The organism is Duganella sp. GW821-FHT01E12, assembly GCF_059422325.1.
Window position 1 is genome coordinate 360521 of sequence record NZ_JBWKWR010000005.1, and the last position, 15163, is coordinate 375683.

Here is a 15163-nt window from a genome sequence, read left to right on the forward strand (position 1 = left end):
TATTGATTCAACGCAACATATTTGCCTAACCAATAACGGAGACTATCTTGAATGCAGTCGCCTCGCAGCGCCGTCCGCGCCGCCTTTCTCCGCAACTGACCGCTAAGTTGCTGTGCGCGGCAGTTTGCACCACCGTGGCCAGCGGCTGCGCAACCGACCCGCGCACCGGCCAGCCGTCGTTCCAGCAAACGTTCGCCAGCCAGGATCCATGCTCGAACAATGCCCGGAATATCGGCATTGCCGTCGGCGCCATCGCCGGCGCGATACTCGGCAACCAGGTCAAGCATTCGAACAGCGCCCGCGTCATAGGCGCTTTGGCCGGCGCCACCGTGGGCGGCCTGATCGGCCGCGATATGGACCAGCGCCGCTGCGAACTGTCCAGAATCGCAAAACAATATGATTTGGATCTGAAAACGTCGACCATCAGCGCCGATGGCGCCGTTATCGACGACGGCAGGCTGAATGCCTCGTCGAATGCCGACGCCATTAAAAAGAACGCGGTCGGCATGACGGTCGAACTACGCGAACAATCCGGCAAGGGCGGCCATTTCGAAACCAATTCCGATCAGTTAACCGAACAGGCTCAGCGCTATTTCTCGGCCATCGCAGATTCTTATAACGCCAGGATCATCGCCAATAACATCAGCGATCCGCAGGAAAAGGCCAGTTATATTGCCCAGGTCAGCCAACGTAAAATCTTGTTAATCGGCCATACCGACGATACCGGCAGTTCGCGCCTGAATGCCGACCTGTCGGAACGCCGCGCGCAGGCGGTGGCGGCCTACATGGAAAAACGCGGCATACCGAAGGATTCGCTATATTTCCAGGGCGCCGGCGAAGCCTATCCGATCGCCGACAATGGCAGCGAAGACGGCCGCGCCCAAAACCGCCGCGTGGAAATTGTCGAGATCGCCGGAGCGGCCAATTTCGACCGCTACCTGGCGGAGCGCAAGCCGCGCTACGAATTCTATCGGGGTAGCGAAACGCCGCCGCTGCCGGCCGCACGCGTGGCGGCGGCGACGCCCGCCGCTGCGCCGGCAAGCAAGCCGGCGCCGGCCAAGGCCATGCCATCACCTGCCGGCAAGGCGCCGGAAGTCAAGGTTGCAGCTGCGGCTCCGGCAGCGGCAGCCACCGCCATCTCCGACGGCATCGATTTCGGCGGCACGCCCTTGTCCACCGTGGCCGCCGTCGACATCGGCCAGATCAATTCAAAGTCCGGCGGCACGTTCCATCTGATCAGCAACGCCTACGCCGACGAGCCGCCCATCATGTCCGACTGTTCGCGCGACCGGCCGCGCGTGGCCCACGGCGTAAAGGCCCTGGCGGACGGCAAGAGCTACCGCACCAGCGAATACCTGCCCGGCCTGTATGGCAAGACCTGGACCGAACAGGTCAACGGCCACCAGATCGTGCTGAACAAGCTGACGGTCCTGGCCAGCAATGGCGCGGCCGCCAACCTGCCCGAGTTCAAGGTGTACACCAACTACAACCCCGCCAAGAACGCCAACCCGACGGCGGCGCTGGCCGTCAACCCCGAAGTGAACACCTACCTCGGCAACAAGGGCTTGTTGTATCGGATGTTCTTCAACGGCAAAGGCGGCCTGTCCTGCGCCGACGTCGTGTTCGGCAGCGACGGCGGCGCGTCGGCCAAGGGCGGACGGCTGATTTACGCGCGCGGCGCGCGGCTCATGTCCGCCGACTTCAAACCAACGTTATATCAAAAATAAAGGGATGAACTCATGAAGGAATTTATCAGCACATCTCCGGCGCTGGCCTGGAGCATCGTCAGCGTACTGCTGGCACTGACCGTCGTCGCCATCTTGTGGCAGCAGGTCAAATGGTGGTGGTTCAACACCTGGGTCAATTTCCCGCTGGTCGGCCGCATCGCCACGCTGGCGCGCGACGCCAACGAAGATGTCGCCTACCCGGGCTGGTTCTCCGGCGAGCGCACGCTGTGCCAGGAATACAAGAACTTCGTGCACGTGCAGGACGAGCATGACTTCAACGAAAAGATCACCTACCTGACCAAGGCCGGCGACAACGGCCGCCGCAGCACGCCCGGCTGGATCTGGCTGCTGACGGTGTCGATGGTGTTTGTCGAAGCGCTGGGCTTTTCCTACGTGCTGGCCGGCTACACCATTCCCGGCGCCAGCGAGAACCTGCAGCAGACCGGCGCCTACGGCATCGCCTTCCTCATCTCCGTGATCCTGGTGGCGTTCACCCACTTCGCCGGTCACGAGCTGTACAAATCCGGCCGCATCAAGAACGCCCGCCGCGAATGGGTGGAGGACAAGCGCCAGTCCAAGCTGTCGACCGGCACCATTCCGCTGGCGCGCCCGCAGAACAGCGACGACGGCCTGCCCGCCTACACGCAGCTGTGCAATCGCGTGGGGGCCCATCCGACCTACCTGGTGTCGATCGCCACGCTGGTGATCGTGCTGCTGATCGCCGGCGCCGCCACCTATGTGCGCGGCCAGGTGCTGGAAAAGGAACTGGTGGCGCGCGTCACCCAGGTCAACAAACAGATCGACAGCGGCAACCAGGCCGCCACCGACAGCCTGGACATGAGCAAGCCCGGCGTGACGCTGCCGGACGCCGACGTCGCCGCCAACCACAGCGCGGACAAGAAGGTCGCCGTCGAGGAGGCCGACATCGACCGCCACGGCGGCTGGGCCACCTTCATCGTGCTGGCCTTCGTGTTCGTGTTCCTGCAGCTGCTGGGCGTGATCTTCGGCTACCGCTGGGGCTTCGCCGGCGAGAACAGCGCCGAGGCGTTCCGCGACATCGGCGGCGGCCGCTACTCCAGCTACACGGCGGTGCGCGAGGCGTATCGCCGCGTGGCCGACACCGCGCAGGCGCGGCTGGCCGTGCTGCAGCAAAAGATCATGGCCAAGAACAGCCATGTCGGCACCTCGGGCCAACACCTGAGCAAGACGTTCCGCGACTACATCCAGGAAACCCGGATCGCGGACCAGGCCGAACGTCAGCAAGAACGCCATCATGCGCAGGCCGTCAAGGCGCATGCCGAAGCGCCCGCGCCAGCTGCGGCGCCCACTACGGCTGCAGCCGCGGCACCGGTTGCGGCCCCGGCTGCGGCGCCGGCATCGACCTCCGCCCCGCAGGCCGGATCGGCCGCCGAGGTGCTACAGCAGCTGAACGCGCTGGGCGACGACAAGCCCGCCAAGCTGGCCCTGCTCGCGGCCCTGCCGGACAGCCTGAACGCCGAAGTGGTCGCCGCACTGAAAGTGCAAAAGGAAGAGAAGGCCCGCCAGGCCCGCAACGCCGAGCTGGAGGATCTGCTGTGAAGTGGAGCGCCCTGCTGCTGCAACTCTGCCTGTCCGGCGCCGCGCTGGCGGCCAACACCAACGCCATCCAGGGCTGCCAGGACAAGTCGCTGCCGCCGTTTCCGCCGACGGCGCGCGAGCTGCTGGTGGTGATCGACCAGACCACGCCACTCAGCCCGGCGCTGCAACAACTGGTCGCAAACAACATAAAGCCCTTCCTGGCGCCTGGCAACCGCTTCAGCGTGGTGGTGTTCTCGGCCTACACGCAAGGGCACTACACCGAGCTGTTGGCGGCCGGCACGCTGGACGCGCAGCTGCCGGGCGAAGCCCGCAACGACATCGGCAAGCCCGCGCTGGCTAGGCTCGACCTGTGCCTGCAACGCCAGCCTCAGCAGGCCGCGCAGGCGGCCGGCCAGGCGCTGCGCGCCGCCTACCAGGGCACGAGCAGCAACATCGCCAAGTCCGACATCTTCGCCAGCCTGAAGTCCATCGCCAGCGTCATCAAGCAATCGCCGGCCCAGGACAAGGTGGTGCTGATCGTCTCCGACATGCTGGAAAACTCGTCGGTCGCTAACTTCTACGCCGAGCAGGGCAAGTCGGTGCGCAACGTGGTGCCGGCCAAGGAAATGCGCGCGGTGGAAGACAACCACCTGCTGGCCGACTTCGGCGGCGCGCGCACCTACGTGATCGGCGCCGGCCTGCTGGCGGACGACGCCGTCCACACCAAGAACTATCGTGATCCCAAGACCATGCAGTCGCTGAACGCTTTCTGGAGCGAGTATTTCAGCAAATCCAACGCCAAACTGGTGGAATTCGGCCAGCCGGCGTTGCTCAATCCGGTACGTTAGCCCCCTCCCCGGCGCCGGTCCCCGGCCGGCGCCGTACCGCTCGCGCCGCATATTTTGCGGTGCATCGGCGCGCTGTCGTTTAAGATAACCGTTTTCACTACCTGGGCCGACGCCCGGACCCTATGCAAAACCTTCTGCTTGTCGTGCTCGCCGTGTTCCTGGTCGCGCTCAATGGATTCTTCGTGGCGGCCGAGTTCGGCATCGTCACGCTGCGCAAGACGCGCGTGCGCGCCATCGCCAAGACGCAGGGGCTCAAGGGCCGCATCCTCGGCAAGGTGCACGGCGAACTGGACGCCTACCTGTCGGCCTGCCAGCTGGGCATCACGCTGGCCTCGCTGGGCCTGGGCTGGGTCGGCGAGCCGGCCTTCGCCGGCCTGCTGGAGCCCTTGCTGCATGCCATCGGCGTCAGCTCGCCGGAGGTGGTGCACGGCGTGGCCTTCGTGTTCGCGTTCTGCGTGATCTCCTTCCTGCACATCGTGGTCGGCGAGCTGGCGCCGAAGTCGCTGGCGATCCGCATGCCGGAGGCGATCGGCCTGTGGAGCGCGCTGCCGTTGTACGGCTTCTACTGGGCCATGTATCCCTTCATCTGGGTGCTCAACGCCAGCGCCGGCATGGTGCTAGGCCTGGCCGGCCTGGCCGGCAAGGGCGGCCATGATAGCCACTACTCGGTCGACGAGCTCAAGCTGATCCTGCGCACCAGCCAGCCGGGCGGCAAGTTCAACGAGGACGAGCGCAACATCCTGGCCCATTCGCTCGATTTCAGCGACCTGGCGGTGTCGGACCTGATGCGCCCGATCAACGAGGTGATCGGCCTGTACGCCAACCGTCCACTCAACGACAACCTGCAAACCATGCTGCGCAACCGTTTCAGCCGCTATCCCTACTACGACAAGGACGGTGAGACGGTGCTGGGCGTGGTGCACCTGAAAGACCTGTTCTTCGCCCAGCAGTCGGGCAAGCCGGTGACCGACCTGGTGCCCTTCCTGCGGCCGGTGGAGACCATCTCCGCCCGCACGCCGGCGCTGGAGCAGTTCCGCCGCTTCCGCGACGGCGCGCCGCACTTCGCGCTGATCGGCGAAAAAGGCAAGCGTCCGCTGGGCTTCATCACGCTCGACAACCTGCTCGGCGCGATGGTGGGCGAGATCCACGACGAGTTCCGCCTCAACGAGAACGACTGGCTCAAGCAGCCCGACGGCACGCTGGTCGGCAAGGCCAGCTTGCCTATCTTCTCGCTGGAGCGCACACTGGGCATCGATATCGAAAACGAAGAGCTGGGCCTGGAAGAGGTAGAATCCGTGGGCGGCCTGATCATGCTGAAGCTGGGCGACATCCCGAAACAGGGACAACGCATCAGCTTCCGCGGTTTCGACATCGTCGCCAAGAAGATGAACGGCCCGCGCATCCTGCTGGTCAAGGTCATTCCCAAGGATGACACCGAGGACAACGCGGACCAGGACTAAACCGGTAGGAGTAGCCGTGCTGAGCCGCCTGATCCTTTGCTGCGCCCTGCTCTGCCCCGCCATCCACGGCGCGGCGGCGCCGCGCGGCGGTTGCGACCATCTGCGCGTGGCCTTCTACGAGGACGGCGCGCTGTTCTACCGCGCCCCCGGCGGCGGCTGGACCGGCATCGACAAGGACGTGGTCGACGAGCTGGCCCGCCGGCTCGGTTGCACTCTGGAGGTCAGCGTCGATTCCAGGGTACGCATCTGGGCCGGGCTTGCCAGCGGCAACATCGACATGTCGGTGTCCGCGATTCCGCTGCCGGAGCGCGAGAAAATCGGCCGCTTCGTGCCCTATATGGTGGGCCGCAATTTCGTCCTGCTGCACAAGGGGCTCAGCGCGCGCCTGCGCGGCATGGACAGTTTCCTGGCCGATCCCCAATACAAGATTGCCGTCGTCAAGAGCTACAAGCACGGCCGCGCCTACGAAGCCTGGCTGGCCAAGCTGCGCGAACAGGGCCGCGTGTTCGAGACGCCCGACCACCTGTCGATGATGCGGCTGTTCAAACTGGGCCGGGTGGACGCGGTCATGGCCACGCCCACCAGCTGGTATCCGCTGGTCCAGCAGGAACAGCTGGCCGGCACCTACAGCGTGATGGATTGGGCGCCGCGCGAGAACATGGTGTCGGGCCTGGTGCTGTCGCGCCAGAATGTCGACGAGGCCACTGTGGCCCGCTTCCGCCAGGCGGTGCGGGCGATGCGCGAGGACGGCACGCTGCGCCGCATCTTCGAGCGCCACACGGACGCCGAGCGCGCCGCGCAGATGATCAATTTCTAAACTTCGGCGCCGGTCCAGTTGCGCAGCAGGCCCAGGCCCACGGCCAGCAGGGTCGGGCCGATGAACAGGCCGACGAAGCCAAACGCCAGCACGCCGCCCATCACGCCCAGCAGCACCAGGATGAACGGCAGGCTGCTGCCGCGGCTGATCAGCATGGGCTTGACGACGTTGTCGACCCCGCTGATCAGGAAGAAGCCCCACACCAGCATGAACACGCCCCAGCCGGTGCGCCCCTCGTTGAACAGCCAGGCCGCCGCGCCGCCCCAGATCAACGGCGGGCCGACCGGGATCAGCGAGAACAAAAAGGTCGCCACCGACAGCAGCGCCACGGCCGGCACGCCGGCGATCAGGAAGCCGACGGCGGCCACGCCGGCCTGCGCCAGCGCCGTGCCCAGCAGGCCGTACATGACGCCGCGCACGGTGCGGCTGACGGTGTCGGCCACGGCCGCGCCCTGCTCGCCGATCAGCTTGTCCAGGCCGGTGGCCAGCGCCGCCAGCAGCGCCTGGCCGTCGCGGTACAGGAAGAAGCTGACGAACACCGCCAGGCTGACCTGCGCCACGCCGCTGCCCAGCACCATCCCGCCGCCCAGCAGGAAGCGGCGCGCCGGTTCCAGCAGGTTTCTGGCGACGTTGAGCAATTCCTCGCGGCTGCCCAGCAGCTTGCGCAGATAGCTGTCGGCCGCCTCGCCCACCAGCGGAAATTCCTTCAGCCAGGCCGGCGGCAGCAGCGTGCCGCTGCCCAGGCTGGTCTTGATTTGTTCATAGAATTCGGTGGCATTGTCGGCAATGTTCCAGGTGACCAGCGCCAGCGGCACGATGATCAGCACGGTCAGGCCGGCGCTCATGGTGGCGGCGGCCAGCCAGCGGCGCTGCTTGCAGCGCGCCAGCAGCCGCAGGTACAAGGGCCAGCTGGAGATGGTGATGGCGGCGGCGAACAGGATGGCGGCCAGGAAGGGCCGCAGCACGGTCAGGCAGCCGATCACCAGCAGGACGATGGCGGCGAGCCGGGTGTAGGGCTGGAAGCGCGGATGCATGCGCGCGCCGTCAGGGCTGGGCCAGCAGCAGCTTCAGGTCGTGCACGATGGGCGCCGGGCCCTGGCCGCCGCGCACCAGCAGGCGGATCTTGCCCTGCTTGTCGAACACATAGCTGGCGGCCGTGTGGTCCATCGAATAGCTGCCCGGCGTCTTGCCCGGCACCTTGGCGTAGTACACCTTGAATTCCTTGCCGACGGCGGCGGTCTGCTCGGCCGTGCCGTACAGGCCCAGGAAGCGCTGGTCGAAGGCCGGCACGTATTCGGCCAGCAGCTGCTGCGTGTCGCGCTCGGGGTCGACGGTGACGAACAGCACCTGCACCTGGTCGGCCAGCGGGCCCAGCTCCTTCATCGCGGCCGACATCTCGGCCATCGTGGTCGGGCACACGTCCGGGCACTGGGTGTAGCCGAAGAACATCAGCACGACCTTGCCCTTGAAGTCGACCAGCGTGCGCGGCTTGCCGTTGTGGTCGGTCAGCGCGAAGTCCTTGGCGTACGGCAGGCCGGTCAGGTCGGTGTTGGTGAATTCCAGGCGCGGCGCGGCGGGCCTGCGCTCGCAGGCGGCCAGCAATACGGACAGGGCCATCAGGCCGACAGCGAGCAGTTTTTTCATCAGAATTTATAGTAGTGGTCCACCAGCAGCGCCACGAACAGCAGCGACAGGTAGATGATCGACCAGGTGAAGGCCTTGCGGGCGATCAGGTCGGTGTAGTGTCGGTAGATTTTCCAGGCGTGGTGCAGGAACACGGCGTTCAGCACGACGGCGCTGGCCAGGTAGATCAGGCCGCTCATGTGCACCGCGTACGGCAGCAAGGTGGTGGCGGCCAGCGCGATCGAGTACAGCCAGACGTGGAACTGCGTGAACTGCATGCCGTGCGTGACCGGCAGCATTGGCAGGCCGGATTTGGCGTAGTCGTCGCGGCGGTACATGGCCAGCGCCCAGAAGTGCGGCGGCGTCCAGACGAAGATGATCAGCACCAGCAGCCAGGCCTGCATCGGCACGTCGTTGGCGACCGCGGCCCAGCCCAGCGCCGGCGGCATCGCGCCGGACAGGCCGCCGATGACGATGTTCTGCGGCGTGGCCGGCTTGAGTATCATGGTGTAGATGATGGCGTAGCCGACGAAGGTGACGAAGGTCAGCCACATCGTCAGCGGGTTCACCAGCGCGTACAGTATCCACATGCCGGCGCCGCCGATGACGGTGGCGAACACCACGGTCTGCATGACGCTGATGTCGCCCATGGCCATCGGGCGGCGGGCGGTGCGCGCCATGCGGGCGTCGATCTCGCGCTCGGCCAGGCAGTTGACCGCGAAGGCGGCGCCGGCCAGCAGCCAGATGCCGACCGTGGCGGCCACCAGCAGGCGCCAGTCCGGCATGCCGTCGCTGGCGAGGAACATGCCGATCACGGCGCAAAAGACGGCCAGCTGGGTGACGCGGGGCTTGGTCAGCGCCCAGTATTGCGAGGCGCGGCTGGCGGGTTTGGAGGTGGCGGTGTGTGTGGTCATTAGCGGTGCTTAGTGGTGCCTAGTGGTGCTTACTTTTGCCGGGCAGCGGGTGTATGCGGGGATGCTGCGCCAGAGGCTGCCTTTTTGGCAAGATCGTATTGGTACTTAGCCTTGTAGTTTAACATGGTCAGCAACAGCACCAGCAGCGCCGCACCGGCGTTGTGCAGCACCGCGATCGCCAGCGGGAAGCTGAGGTAGATGGTGGCGACGCCGGTGGCGATCTGCGCGCCCAGCGTCAACGCCAGGTGGCGGGCGGTCTTGTGCAGCGCCGCGTGCTCCCACGCGCGCCAGGCCGTGTAGCCGGCCACCAGCGCCACCAGCAAGCCGAAGTTGCGGTGCACCCAGTGGATGGCCGTCAGCGCGGAGAACGGCAGGTAGTGGCCGGCCGCCGTCTTGCCCAGCTCGCGCCACAGGGTGAAGCCGTGTTCGAAGTCCATCTCCGGCACCAGCTTGCCGCCGCACAGCGGGAAGTCGGTGCAGGCCAAGGTGGCGTAGTTGGTGCTGGTCCAGCCGCCCAGCGCCAGCTGCGCCAGCAGCAGCACGGCCGAGGCGGCCGCCAGCAGGCGGATGTTGCGCATCGCCGGCGGCGAGGCCGTCACCGTGCGCACCGGCGCGATCAGCTGGTTCTGGCGGCCGCCGAACCAGGCCAGCAAGGCCAGCAGGCTCATGCCGAGCAGCAGGTGGATGGTGACGATCACCGGCTGCAGTTTCAATGTGACGGTCCACGCGCCGAACGCGCCCTGCACGCACACGCACAGGAAGGCCGCGGTCGGCAGCGCCGGCGCGTATTCGGTGCGCCGGGTCTTGAGCCAGCGGTACCAGGCTTGCGCCATCAGCGCCATGGTCAGCAGGCCGATGGTCATGGCCAGATAACGGTGGATCATCTCGATCCACGCCTTGAGCACGGTCACCGGGCCGGTCGGCAGCAGCGTCTCGGCCGCCGTGATCTGCTCGTGGGCCAGGAAGGGATTGGCCGCGCCGTAGCAGCCCGGCCAGTCCGGGCAGCCCAGGCCGGAGTCGGTCAGGCGCGTGAAGGCGCCGAACACGATCAGGTCGAAGGTGATGAAGACGCACACCCACACCAGCTTGCGGTATTTGTTGGCGTCGGACGAGGTCCACACCAGCGACAGCGGCAGCAGCGCGATCAGCACGGCCGTCACGGCCATTTGGGCGAGAGTGAGGTGCATGATGTCAGCCTATCGCGGAAGCCTTCAGCAGCTTGCTGATGTCCTTGTGGACCTTCTTGACCTTCTCGGTGTCGCTGGAGACGGCGCCTTTCGGGAAGCGCATCATCAGGTTGCCCAGCGGGTCGATCAGGTAGACGTGGTCGGACGCGCGGTCGCCGGCGGCCTGCTCCAGCGGCAGCCATTTTTCGATGACGGCGGCCGGCGCACGCAGCATGCGGGTGCCGTCGTTGACGCGCATGAGCAGCGTGTCGAGCGGCTGGTCGTCGGTGATCATCCACACGCGCTCGATGCGCTCCATCTCCTTGCCCTGCATGGTGCGCAGCTGGCGCATGGCGAACAGCTGGTCCTGGCAATCCTGCTGGCAGTCGGACGGGCCGACCTTGAGCATGATCCACTTGCCCTTGTAGTTCTCCAGCGTAGCCGGCTTGCCGTCCAGCGTGGTGCTGGCCATGGCCGGGATCGGATGGTCGCGCGGATCGATCAGCGCGCCGTAGTTGGTCACGCCGCCCTTGGGCTTGATGACGTAATACGTGAGATAGGAACCCACCAGCGGCGCGGCGCACACGGCCAGCACCAGCAACAGTTTCCAGCGTCCACGGCCTTGATTACTTTTGTTTTCCACGTCTGAATCCGTTCACCACAAAGAAGATAACAGCCATCGCCGACAGTGCGTACCACTGGAAGGCGTAGCCCTGATGTTTTTCCACGCCCAGCGCCGGCGCCGGCCAGTCGCGCACCATGCGCATATCGTCGCCGGCCGGCCTGGCCGGCGCGGCCTGTTCGATCACGAACGGCTGCATGGTCAGGCCGCTGTCCCTGGCCACCTGCAGCGGATCGGCGTTCTGCACGATGATGCCGGGCGTCAGCGGCGGCGCCTTGCCCAGCTCCATCACATGGCCGGCGTCGATGCGCGCCATGCCCTCCAGCGTGACGGGGCCGGACGGCGTGGCGTAGGCCGGCAGTTTGGCGCGGTCGGCCGGATCGCGCGGCAGCCAGCCGCGCGCCACCAGCACGTGCATGCCCGATCCCGCGATTTTAAACGGCATCAGCAGATAAAACCCGGAGCGGCCGGCCGACGGGCGGTTGTCCAGGTACAGCGGCCAGTTGGCGACGAATTCGCCGGTGACGGAAACGCGGCGGAATTCCACCGCCTCGGCCGCCAGCGGCGCGCCGTCCAGCACCACGGGCGCGCTGGCGTTGCCCTGGGCCAGCTTGGCCTGCAACACCAGCTTTTGCGCGGCGCGGCGCTCCTGCCAGTTGCCCAGCTGGATGCCCAGGCTGACCACCAGCACGGTCGCCATGAAAGGGATCAGTTTAAAACGGAACGCAATACCCATTACAATGGAACCTTCATCAATTCACTCCCCTGCCCGCCATGAAAATTGCTGTCGCCATCGCGTTCATCCTGATCATCGGCAGCCTGGCTTCCGCGTTCTTCTTCCTGATGCGCGACAAGGGCAAGAGCAACAACACCGTGCGCGCACTGGCGGTGCGGGTCGGGCTGTCGATCGCGCTGTTCATCGCGCTGCTGGTCGCCTACAAGCTCGGCTACATCCAGCCCACCGGCATCCGAAGCTAATAAAAAAGCCGCATCCGGTGTCTACCCGCATGCGGCTTTTTCTTCAGCGCCGCAGCAGCATCGCTGCGGCATTATAGCGTTGTTACAGCCAGTACACGACCACGTACAGGCCGAGCCAGACCACGTCCACAAAGTGCCAGTACCAGGCCGCGCCTTCGAAGGCGAAGTGGTGGTCGGCCGTGAAGTGGCCGCGCAGCACGCGGTACAGCACCACCGACAGCATGATCGCGCCCATCGTCACGTGGAAGCCGTGGAAACCGGTCAGCATGAAGAAGGTCGAGCCGTAGATGCCCGAGGTCAGCTTCAGGTTCAGCTCGGTGTACGCGTGGTGGTATTCGAAGGCCTGGAAGCCCATGAAGACCGCGCCCAGGGCGATGGTGGCGAACAGCCAGAACGCGGTCTGCGCGCGGTGGCCGGCGCGCAGCGCGTGGTGCGAGATGGTCAGCGTCAGGCCCGAGGTCAGCAGCAGCGCGGTGTTGATGGTCGGGATGGGGAACGGACCCATGGTCTTGAACTCCTGCACCGTGCCGGCCGGGCCGGTGTTGCCCCAGTGCGCGGCGAAGTCCGGCCAGATGAATTTGTGGTCCAGGTCGCCCAGCCACGGCATCGAGATCGAACGGGCGTAGAACAGCGCGCCGAAGAAGGCGCCGAAGAACATCACCTCCGAGAAGATGAACCAGGCCATCGACCAGCGGTAGGAATGGTCGACGCGCTGGCCGTATTGGCCGGCCTCGGATTCCTTGATGGCGTCGCCGAACCAGAAGTACAGCACCGAAATGATGGCGACCAGCCCCACCAGGTTCACGACCGGGCCCCACGAGACGTCATTGACCCAGGCCGACGCGCCGATCATGGTGGTCAGCAGGGACATGCCTGCCATCAGCGGCCATTTGGATGGACCAGGCACGAAGTAGTACGGTGCCGCGGCGTTTTGTGAACTCATCTTCATCTCCCTAAATTTATTTTGAAACTACAACCTTAACGATAGTGATCAGCAGTCCAATAAAACAAGCCACGCCGATCAAGGCCGCGATGATGATGTGCACCGGATTCAGCTTGGCCGAATCGGTATCGAAATCGCTCTTGCGGCGCAGGCCGAAAAACGACCAGAACACCGCTTTCATCGAATACATGAACGACGCCTGCTTTTTCTTTTCTTCCATTGCGTCCACCTTTACCTGGATGCGGTCTTGGGTTTGTCCAGACCGCCCACCTCGAAGAAGGTGTACGACAGCGTGATGGTCTTCACGTCCTTCGGCAGCGCCGGATCGATGAAGAACACCACCGGCATCTGCCGCGCTTCGTTCGGCTTCATGGTCTGCTGCTTGAAGCAGAAACACTCGACCTTCTTGAAGTGCGGCATCGCGCTTTGCGGCGCGTAGCTCGGGATGGCCTGCGCGCTCACTTCGCGGTTCTGGGTGTTGACCACCTCGTACATCACCGTCGCCAGCTCGCCCGGATGCACGCTCATGCTGTGCGTCACGGGGCGGAAACGCCACGGGCCCTGCGCGTTGCCGTCAAACTCGATCGTCACGCTGCGCGTCTGGTCGATCTGCGTGTTGGCGTCGACGCTGACCGTGCCGTCCTTCTGGGTCAGCACGTTGATGCCCAGCGCCTCGCAGATCTGGCGGTAGAACGGGTTGAGCGCGTACGCGAACCCGAACATCAACACCGCCACCACGATCAGCTTGCCCAGCAAGGTGCGGTTCAAGCCGCCTGTTTCCTTGTCGTCGCTCACGTCAGCTCAGCCACATCCGCTTGACGAACACGGACAGGAAAAAGAACAGGGCCACGCCGGCCAACAGCAGGCCGGTCCTCGCGTTATTCGGCTTTTTCTGTTCGCCCATGATCATTTGAACTGCGGCGGGGTTTCAAAGGTGTGGAACGGCGCCGGCGACGGCACGGTCCACTCCAGGCCCTCGGCGCCGTCCCATGGCTTGGCTTCGGCTTTCTTGCCGCCGCGGATGGTCGGCAGGATCACGAAGAACAGGAAGAACACCTGCGACAGGCCGAAACCGAAGGCGCCGATGGTGGCGATCATGTTGAAGTCGGTGAACTGCGCCGAGTAGTCGGCGTAGCGGCGCGGCATGCCGGCCAGGCCCAGGAAGTGCATCGGGAAGAAGGTGATGTTGAAGGTGATCAGCGACAGCCAGAAGTGGGTCTTGCCCAGCGCTTCGTTGTACATGTGGCCGGTCCACTTCGGCGACCAGTAGTAGAAGCCGGCGAACAGCGCGAACAGCGAGCCTGCCACCAGCACGTAGTGGAAGTGGGCCACGACGTAGTAGGTGTCCTGCAGCTGGATGTCGATCGGGGTCACGGCCAGGATCAGGCCGGTGAAGCCGCCGATGGTGAACACGAAGATGAAGCCCACGGCGAACAGCATCGGGGTTTCAAAGGTCATCGAACCCTTCCACATGGTGGCGATCCAGTTGAACACCTTGACGCCGGTCGGCACGGCGATCAGCATGGTCGCGTACATGAAGAACAGCTGCGAGGTCACCGGCATGCCGGTGGTGAACATGTGGTGGGCCCAGACGATGAACGACAGGATGGCGATCGAGGCGGTGGCGTACACCATCGAGGCGTAGCCGAACAGCTGCTTGCGGGCGAAGGCCGGCAGGATCTGCGAGACGATGCCGAAGGCCGGCAGAATCATGATGTAGACCTCGGGGTGGCCGAAGAACCAGAAGATGTGCTGGTACATGACCGGGTCGCCGCCGCCGGCGGCGTTGAAGAAGGAGGTGCCGAAGTGGCGGTCGGTCAGCGTCATGGTGATGGCGCCGGCCAGCACCGGCATCACGGCGATCAGCAGGTAGGCGGTGATCAGCCAGGTCCAGCAGAACATCGGCATTTTCATCAGGGTCATGCCGGGCGCGCGCATGTTGAGGATGGTGACGATGATGTTGATCGAACCCATGATCGACGAGGCGCCCATCAGGTGCATCGCGAAGATCGCCATGTCCATGCCGGGGCCCATCTGGGTCGACAGCGGCGCGTACAGCGTCCAGCCGGCCGCGGTGGCGCCGCCGGGGACCAGGAAGGAGGTCGCCAGCAGGATGGCCGCCGGTGGCAGCAGCCAGAACGAGAAGTTGTTCATGCGGGCGAAGGCCATGTCGGACGCGCCGATCTGCAGCGGGATCATCCAGTTGGCGAAGCCGACGAAGGCCGGCATGATGGCGCCGAACACCATCACCAGGCCGTGCATGGTGGTGAGCTGGTTGAAGAACTCGGGCTGGAAGAACTGCAGGCCCGGCTTGAACAGCTCGGTGCGTATCATCAGCGCCAGCACGCCGCCGGACAGCAGCATGATGAAGGAGAACCACAGGTACAGCGTACCGATGTCTTTGTGGTTGGTGGCGAACAACCAGCGCGACAGACCATGGGGATGGTCGTGAGCGTGATCGTGATCGTGTGCGTGATCCAAGGTGCTTGTGCTCATTTGTAACGCTCC

The 15163-nt window shown here is 65.0% G+C and carries 17 protein-coding genes; 6 read left to right on the plus strand and 11 right to left on the minus strand.

The genetic code is table 11. The annotated features are described in order from the left end of the window. Positions 1-47 precede the first annotated feature (47 nt). The 5 genes from AC07WS_RS17375 to AC07WS_RS17395 all read left to right on the plus strand — a co-directional run bounded on the left by AC07WS_RS17375 (position 48) and on the right by AC07WS_RS17395 (position 6409). A complete protein-coding gene (locus tag AC07WS_RS17375; RefSeq protein ID WP_494730290.1) occupies positions 48-1727 on the plus strand; it encodes an OmpA family protein in 1680 nt (559 codons plus the stop codon). Between the two features lie 12 nt (positions 1728-1739). Next, a complete protein-coding gene (locus AC07WS_RS17380) occupies positions 1740-3305 on the plus strand; it encodes a hypothetical protein (protein ID WP_494730291.1) in 1566 nt (521 codons plus the stop codon). Then, on the plus strand, positions 3302-4132 hold the full coding sequence (locus tag AC07WS_RS17385; protein ID WP_494730292.1) for a hypothetical protein: 831 nt from the start codon (positions 3302-3304) through the stop codon (positions 4130-4132). Before AC07WS_RS17380 ends, AC07WS_RS17385 begins: the two co-directional genes overlap by 4 nt. A gap of 122 nt (positions 4133-4254) precedes the next feature. Next, positions 4255-5592, plus strand: coding sequence for a hemolysin family protein (locus AC07WS_RS17390; RefSeq protein WP_494730293.1), 1338 nt, complete (start codon positions 4255-4257; stop codon positions 5590-5592). Positions 5593-5608: 16 nt separating this feature from the next. Next, the gene (locus AC07WS_RS17395) at positions 5609-6409 is read left to right on the plus strand and encodes a substrate-binding periplasmic protein (protein ID WP_494730294.1); all 801 of its coding nucleotides are present in this window, start codon (positions 5609-5611) and stop codon (positions 6407-6409) included. On the opposite strand, the gene AC07WS_RS17400 is transcribed toward AC07WS_RS17395, so the two are convergent. The 6 genes from AC07WS_RS17400 to AC07WS_RS17425 are packed head-to-tail and all read right to left on the minus strand — an operon-like array spanning position 6406 to position 11470. After that, positions 6406-7443, minus strand: a complete 1038-nt coding sequence (locus AC07WS_RS17400; RefSeq protein WP_494730295.1) for an AI-2E family transporter — start codon at positions 7441-7443, stop codon at positions 6406-6408. The genes AC07WS_RS17395 and AC07WS_RS17400 overlap by 4 nt on opposite strands. 10 nt (positions 7444-7453) lie before the next feature. Then, positions 7454-8053 (minus strand): SCO family protein, encoded by a 600-nt coding sequence (locus tag AC07WS_RS17405; RefSeq protein WP_494730296.1) that lies wholly within the window; start codon positions 8051-8053, stop codon positions 7454-7456. Further along, positions 8053-8946 carry a heme o synthase gene (cyoE, locus tag AC07WS_RS17410; protein ID WP_494730297.1) on the minus strand — a complete coding sequence of 298 codons (894 nt, stop codon included), beginning with the start codon at positions 8944-8946 and terminating at the stop codon, positions 8053-8055. The genes AC07WS_RS17405 and cyoE overlap by 1 nt, the downstream gene beginning before the upstream one ends. 29 nt (positions 8947-8975) lie before the next feature. Next, positions 8976-10133 carry a COX15/CtaA family protein gene (locus AC07WS_RS17415; protein WP_494730298.1) on the minus strand — a complete coding sequence of 386 codons (1158 nt, stop codon included), beginning with the start codon at positions 10131-10133 and terminating at the stop codon, positions 8976-8978. Between the two features lie 4 nt (positions 10134-10137). Then, positions 10138-10755, minus strand: a complete 618-nt coding sequence (locus AC07WS_RS17420) for an SCO family protein (protein WP_494730299.1) — start codon at positions 10753-10755, stop codon at positions 10138-10140. Continuing rightward, positions 10739-11470 (minus strand): SURF1 family protein, encoded by a 732-nt coding sequence (locus tag AC07WS_RS17425; protein ID WP_494730300.1) that lies wholly within the window; start codon positions 11468-11470, stop codon positions 10739-10741. The genes AC07WS_RS17420 and AC07WS_RS17425 overlap by 17 nt, the downstream gene beginning before the upstream one ends. A 38-nt stretch (positions 11471-11508) precedes the next feature. On the opposite strand from AC07WS_RS17425, the gene AC07WS_RS17430 reads away from it, so the two are divergent. Then, on the plus strand, positions 11509-11712 hold the full coding sequence (locus tag AC07WS_RS17430; RefSeq protein ID WP_117012973.1) for a twin transmembrane helix small protein: 204 nt from the start codon (positions 11509-11511) through the stop codon (positions 11710-11712). Between the two features lie 82 nt (positions 11713-11794). On the opposite strand, the gene AC07WS_RS17435 is transcribed toward AC07WS_RS17430, so the two are convergent. Genes AC07WS_RS17435 through ctaD form a run of 5 tightly spaced genes read right to left on the minus strand, consistent with a single transcriptional unit; the run spans position 11795 to position 15151 of the window. Further along, on the minus strand, positions 11795-12655 hold the full coding sequence (locus tag AC07WS_RS17435) for a cytochrome c oxidase subunit 3 (RefSeq protein WP_494730301.1): 861 nt from the start codon (positions 12653-12655) through the stop codon (positions 11795-11797). 16 nt (positions 12656-12671) lie between these two features. Further along, positions 12672-12875, minus strand: a complete 204-nt coding sequence (locus AC07WS_RS17440; protein WP_116992540.1) for a DUF2970 domain-containing protein — start codon at positions 12873-12875, stop codon at positions 12672-12674. Between the two features lie 11 nt (positions 12876-12886). Continuing rightward, positions 12887-13450, minus strand: a complete 564-nt coding sequence (locus AC07WS_RS17445; protein WP_494730302.1) for a cytochrome c oxidase assembly protein — start codon at positions 13448-13450, stop codon at positions 12887-12889. A gap of 1 nt (position 13451) precedes the next feature. Further along, positions 13452-13559: a cytochrome oxidase small assembly protein gene (locus tag AC07WS_RS17450; protein ID WP_217430623.1), complete on the minus strand. Its 108-nt coding sequence runs from the start codon at positions 13557-13559 to the stop codon at positions 13452-13454. Between the two features lie 2 nt (positions 13560-13561). Then, positions 13562-15151, minus strand: a complete 1590-nt coding sequence (gene ctaD / locus AC07WS_RS17455; protein ID WP_161097275.1) for a cytochrome c oxidase subunit I — start codon at positions 15149-15151, stop codon at positions 13562-13564. Positions 15152-15163 lie beyond the last annotated feature (12 nt).

Coding starts and splice junctions, on each gene's coding strand:
- AC07WS_RS17450 (WP_217430623.1), bottom strand. CDS start 13,559: ATGGGCGAACAGAAAAAGCCGAATAACGCGAGGACCGGCCTGCTGTTG.
- AC07WS_RS17405 (WP_494730296.1), bottom strand. CDS start 8,053: ATGAAAAAACTGCTCGCTGTCGGCCTGATGGCCCTGTCCGTATTGCTG.
- ctaD (WP_161097275.1), bottom strand. CDS start 15,151: ATGAGCACAAGCACCTTGGATCACGCACACGATCACGATCACGCTCAC.
- cyoE (WP_494730297.1), bottom strand. CDS start 8,946: ATGACCACACACACCGCCACCTCCAAACCCGCCAGCCGCGCCTCGCAA.
- AC07WS_RS17415 (WP_494730298.1), bottom strand. CDS start 10,133: ATGCACCTCACTCTCGCCCAAATGGCCGTGACGGCCGTGCTGATCGCG.
- AC07WS_RS17400 (WP_494730295.1), bottom strand. CDS start 7,443: ATGCATCCGCGCTTCCAGCCCTACACCCGGCTCGCCGCCATCGTCCTG.
- AC07WS_RS17435 (WP_494730301.1), bottom strand. CDS start 12,655: ATGAGTTCACAAAACGCCGCGGCACCGTACTACTTCGTGCCTGGTCCA.
- AC07WS_RS17425 (WP_494730300.1), bottom strand. CDS start 11,470: ATGGGTATTGCGTTCCGTTTTAAACTGATCCCTTTCATGGCGACCGTG.
- AC07WS_RS17380 (WP_494730291.1), top strand. CDS start 1,740: ATGAAGGAATTTATCAGCACATCTCCGGCGCTGGCCTGGAGCATCGTC.
- AC07WS_RS17430 (WP_117012973.1), top strand. CDS start 11,509: ATGAAAATTGCTGTCGCCATCGCGTTCATCCTGATCATCGGCAGCCTG.
- AC07WS_RS17390 (WP_494730293.1), top strand. CDS start 4,255: ATGCAAAACCTTCTGCTTGTCGTGCTCGCCGTGTTCCTGGTCGCGCTC.
- AC07WS_RS17440 (WP_116992540.1), bottom strand. CDS start 12,875: ATGGAAGAAAAGAAAAAGCAGGCGTCGTTCATGTATTCGATGAAAGCG.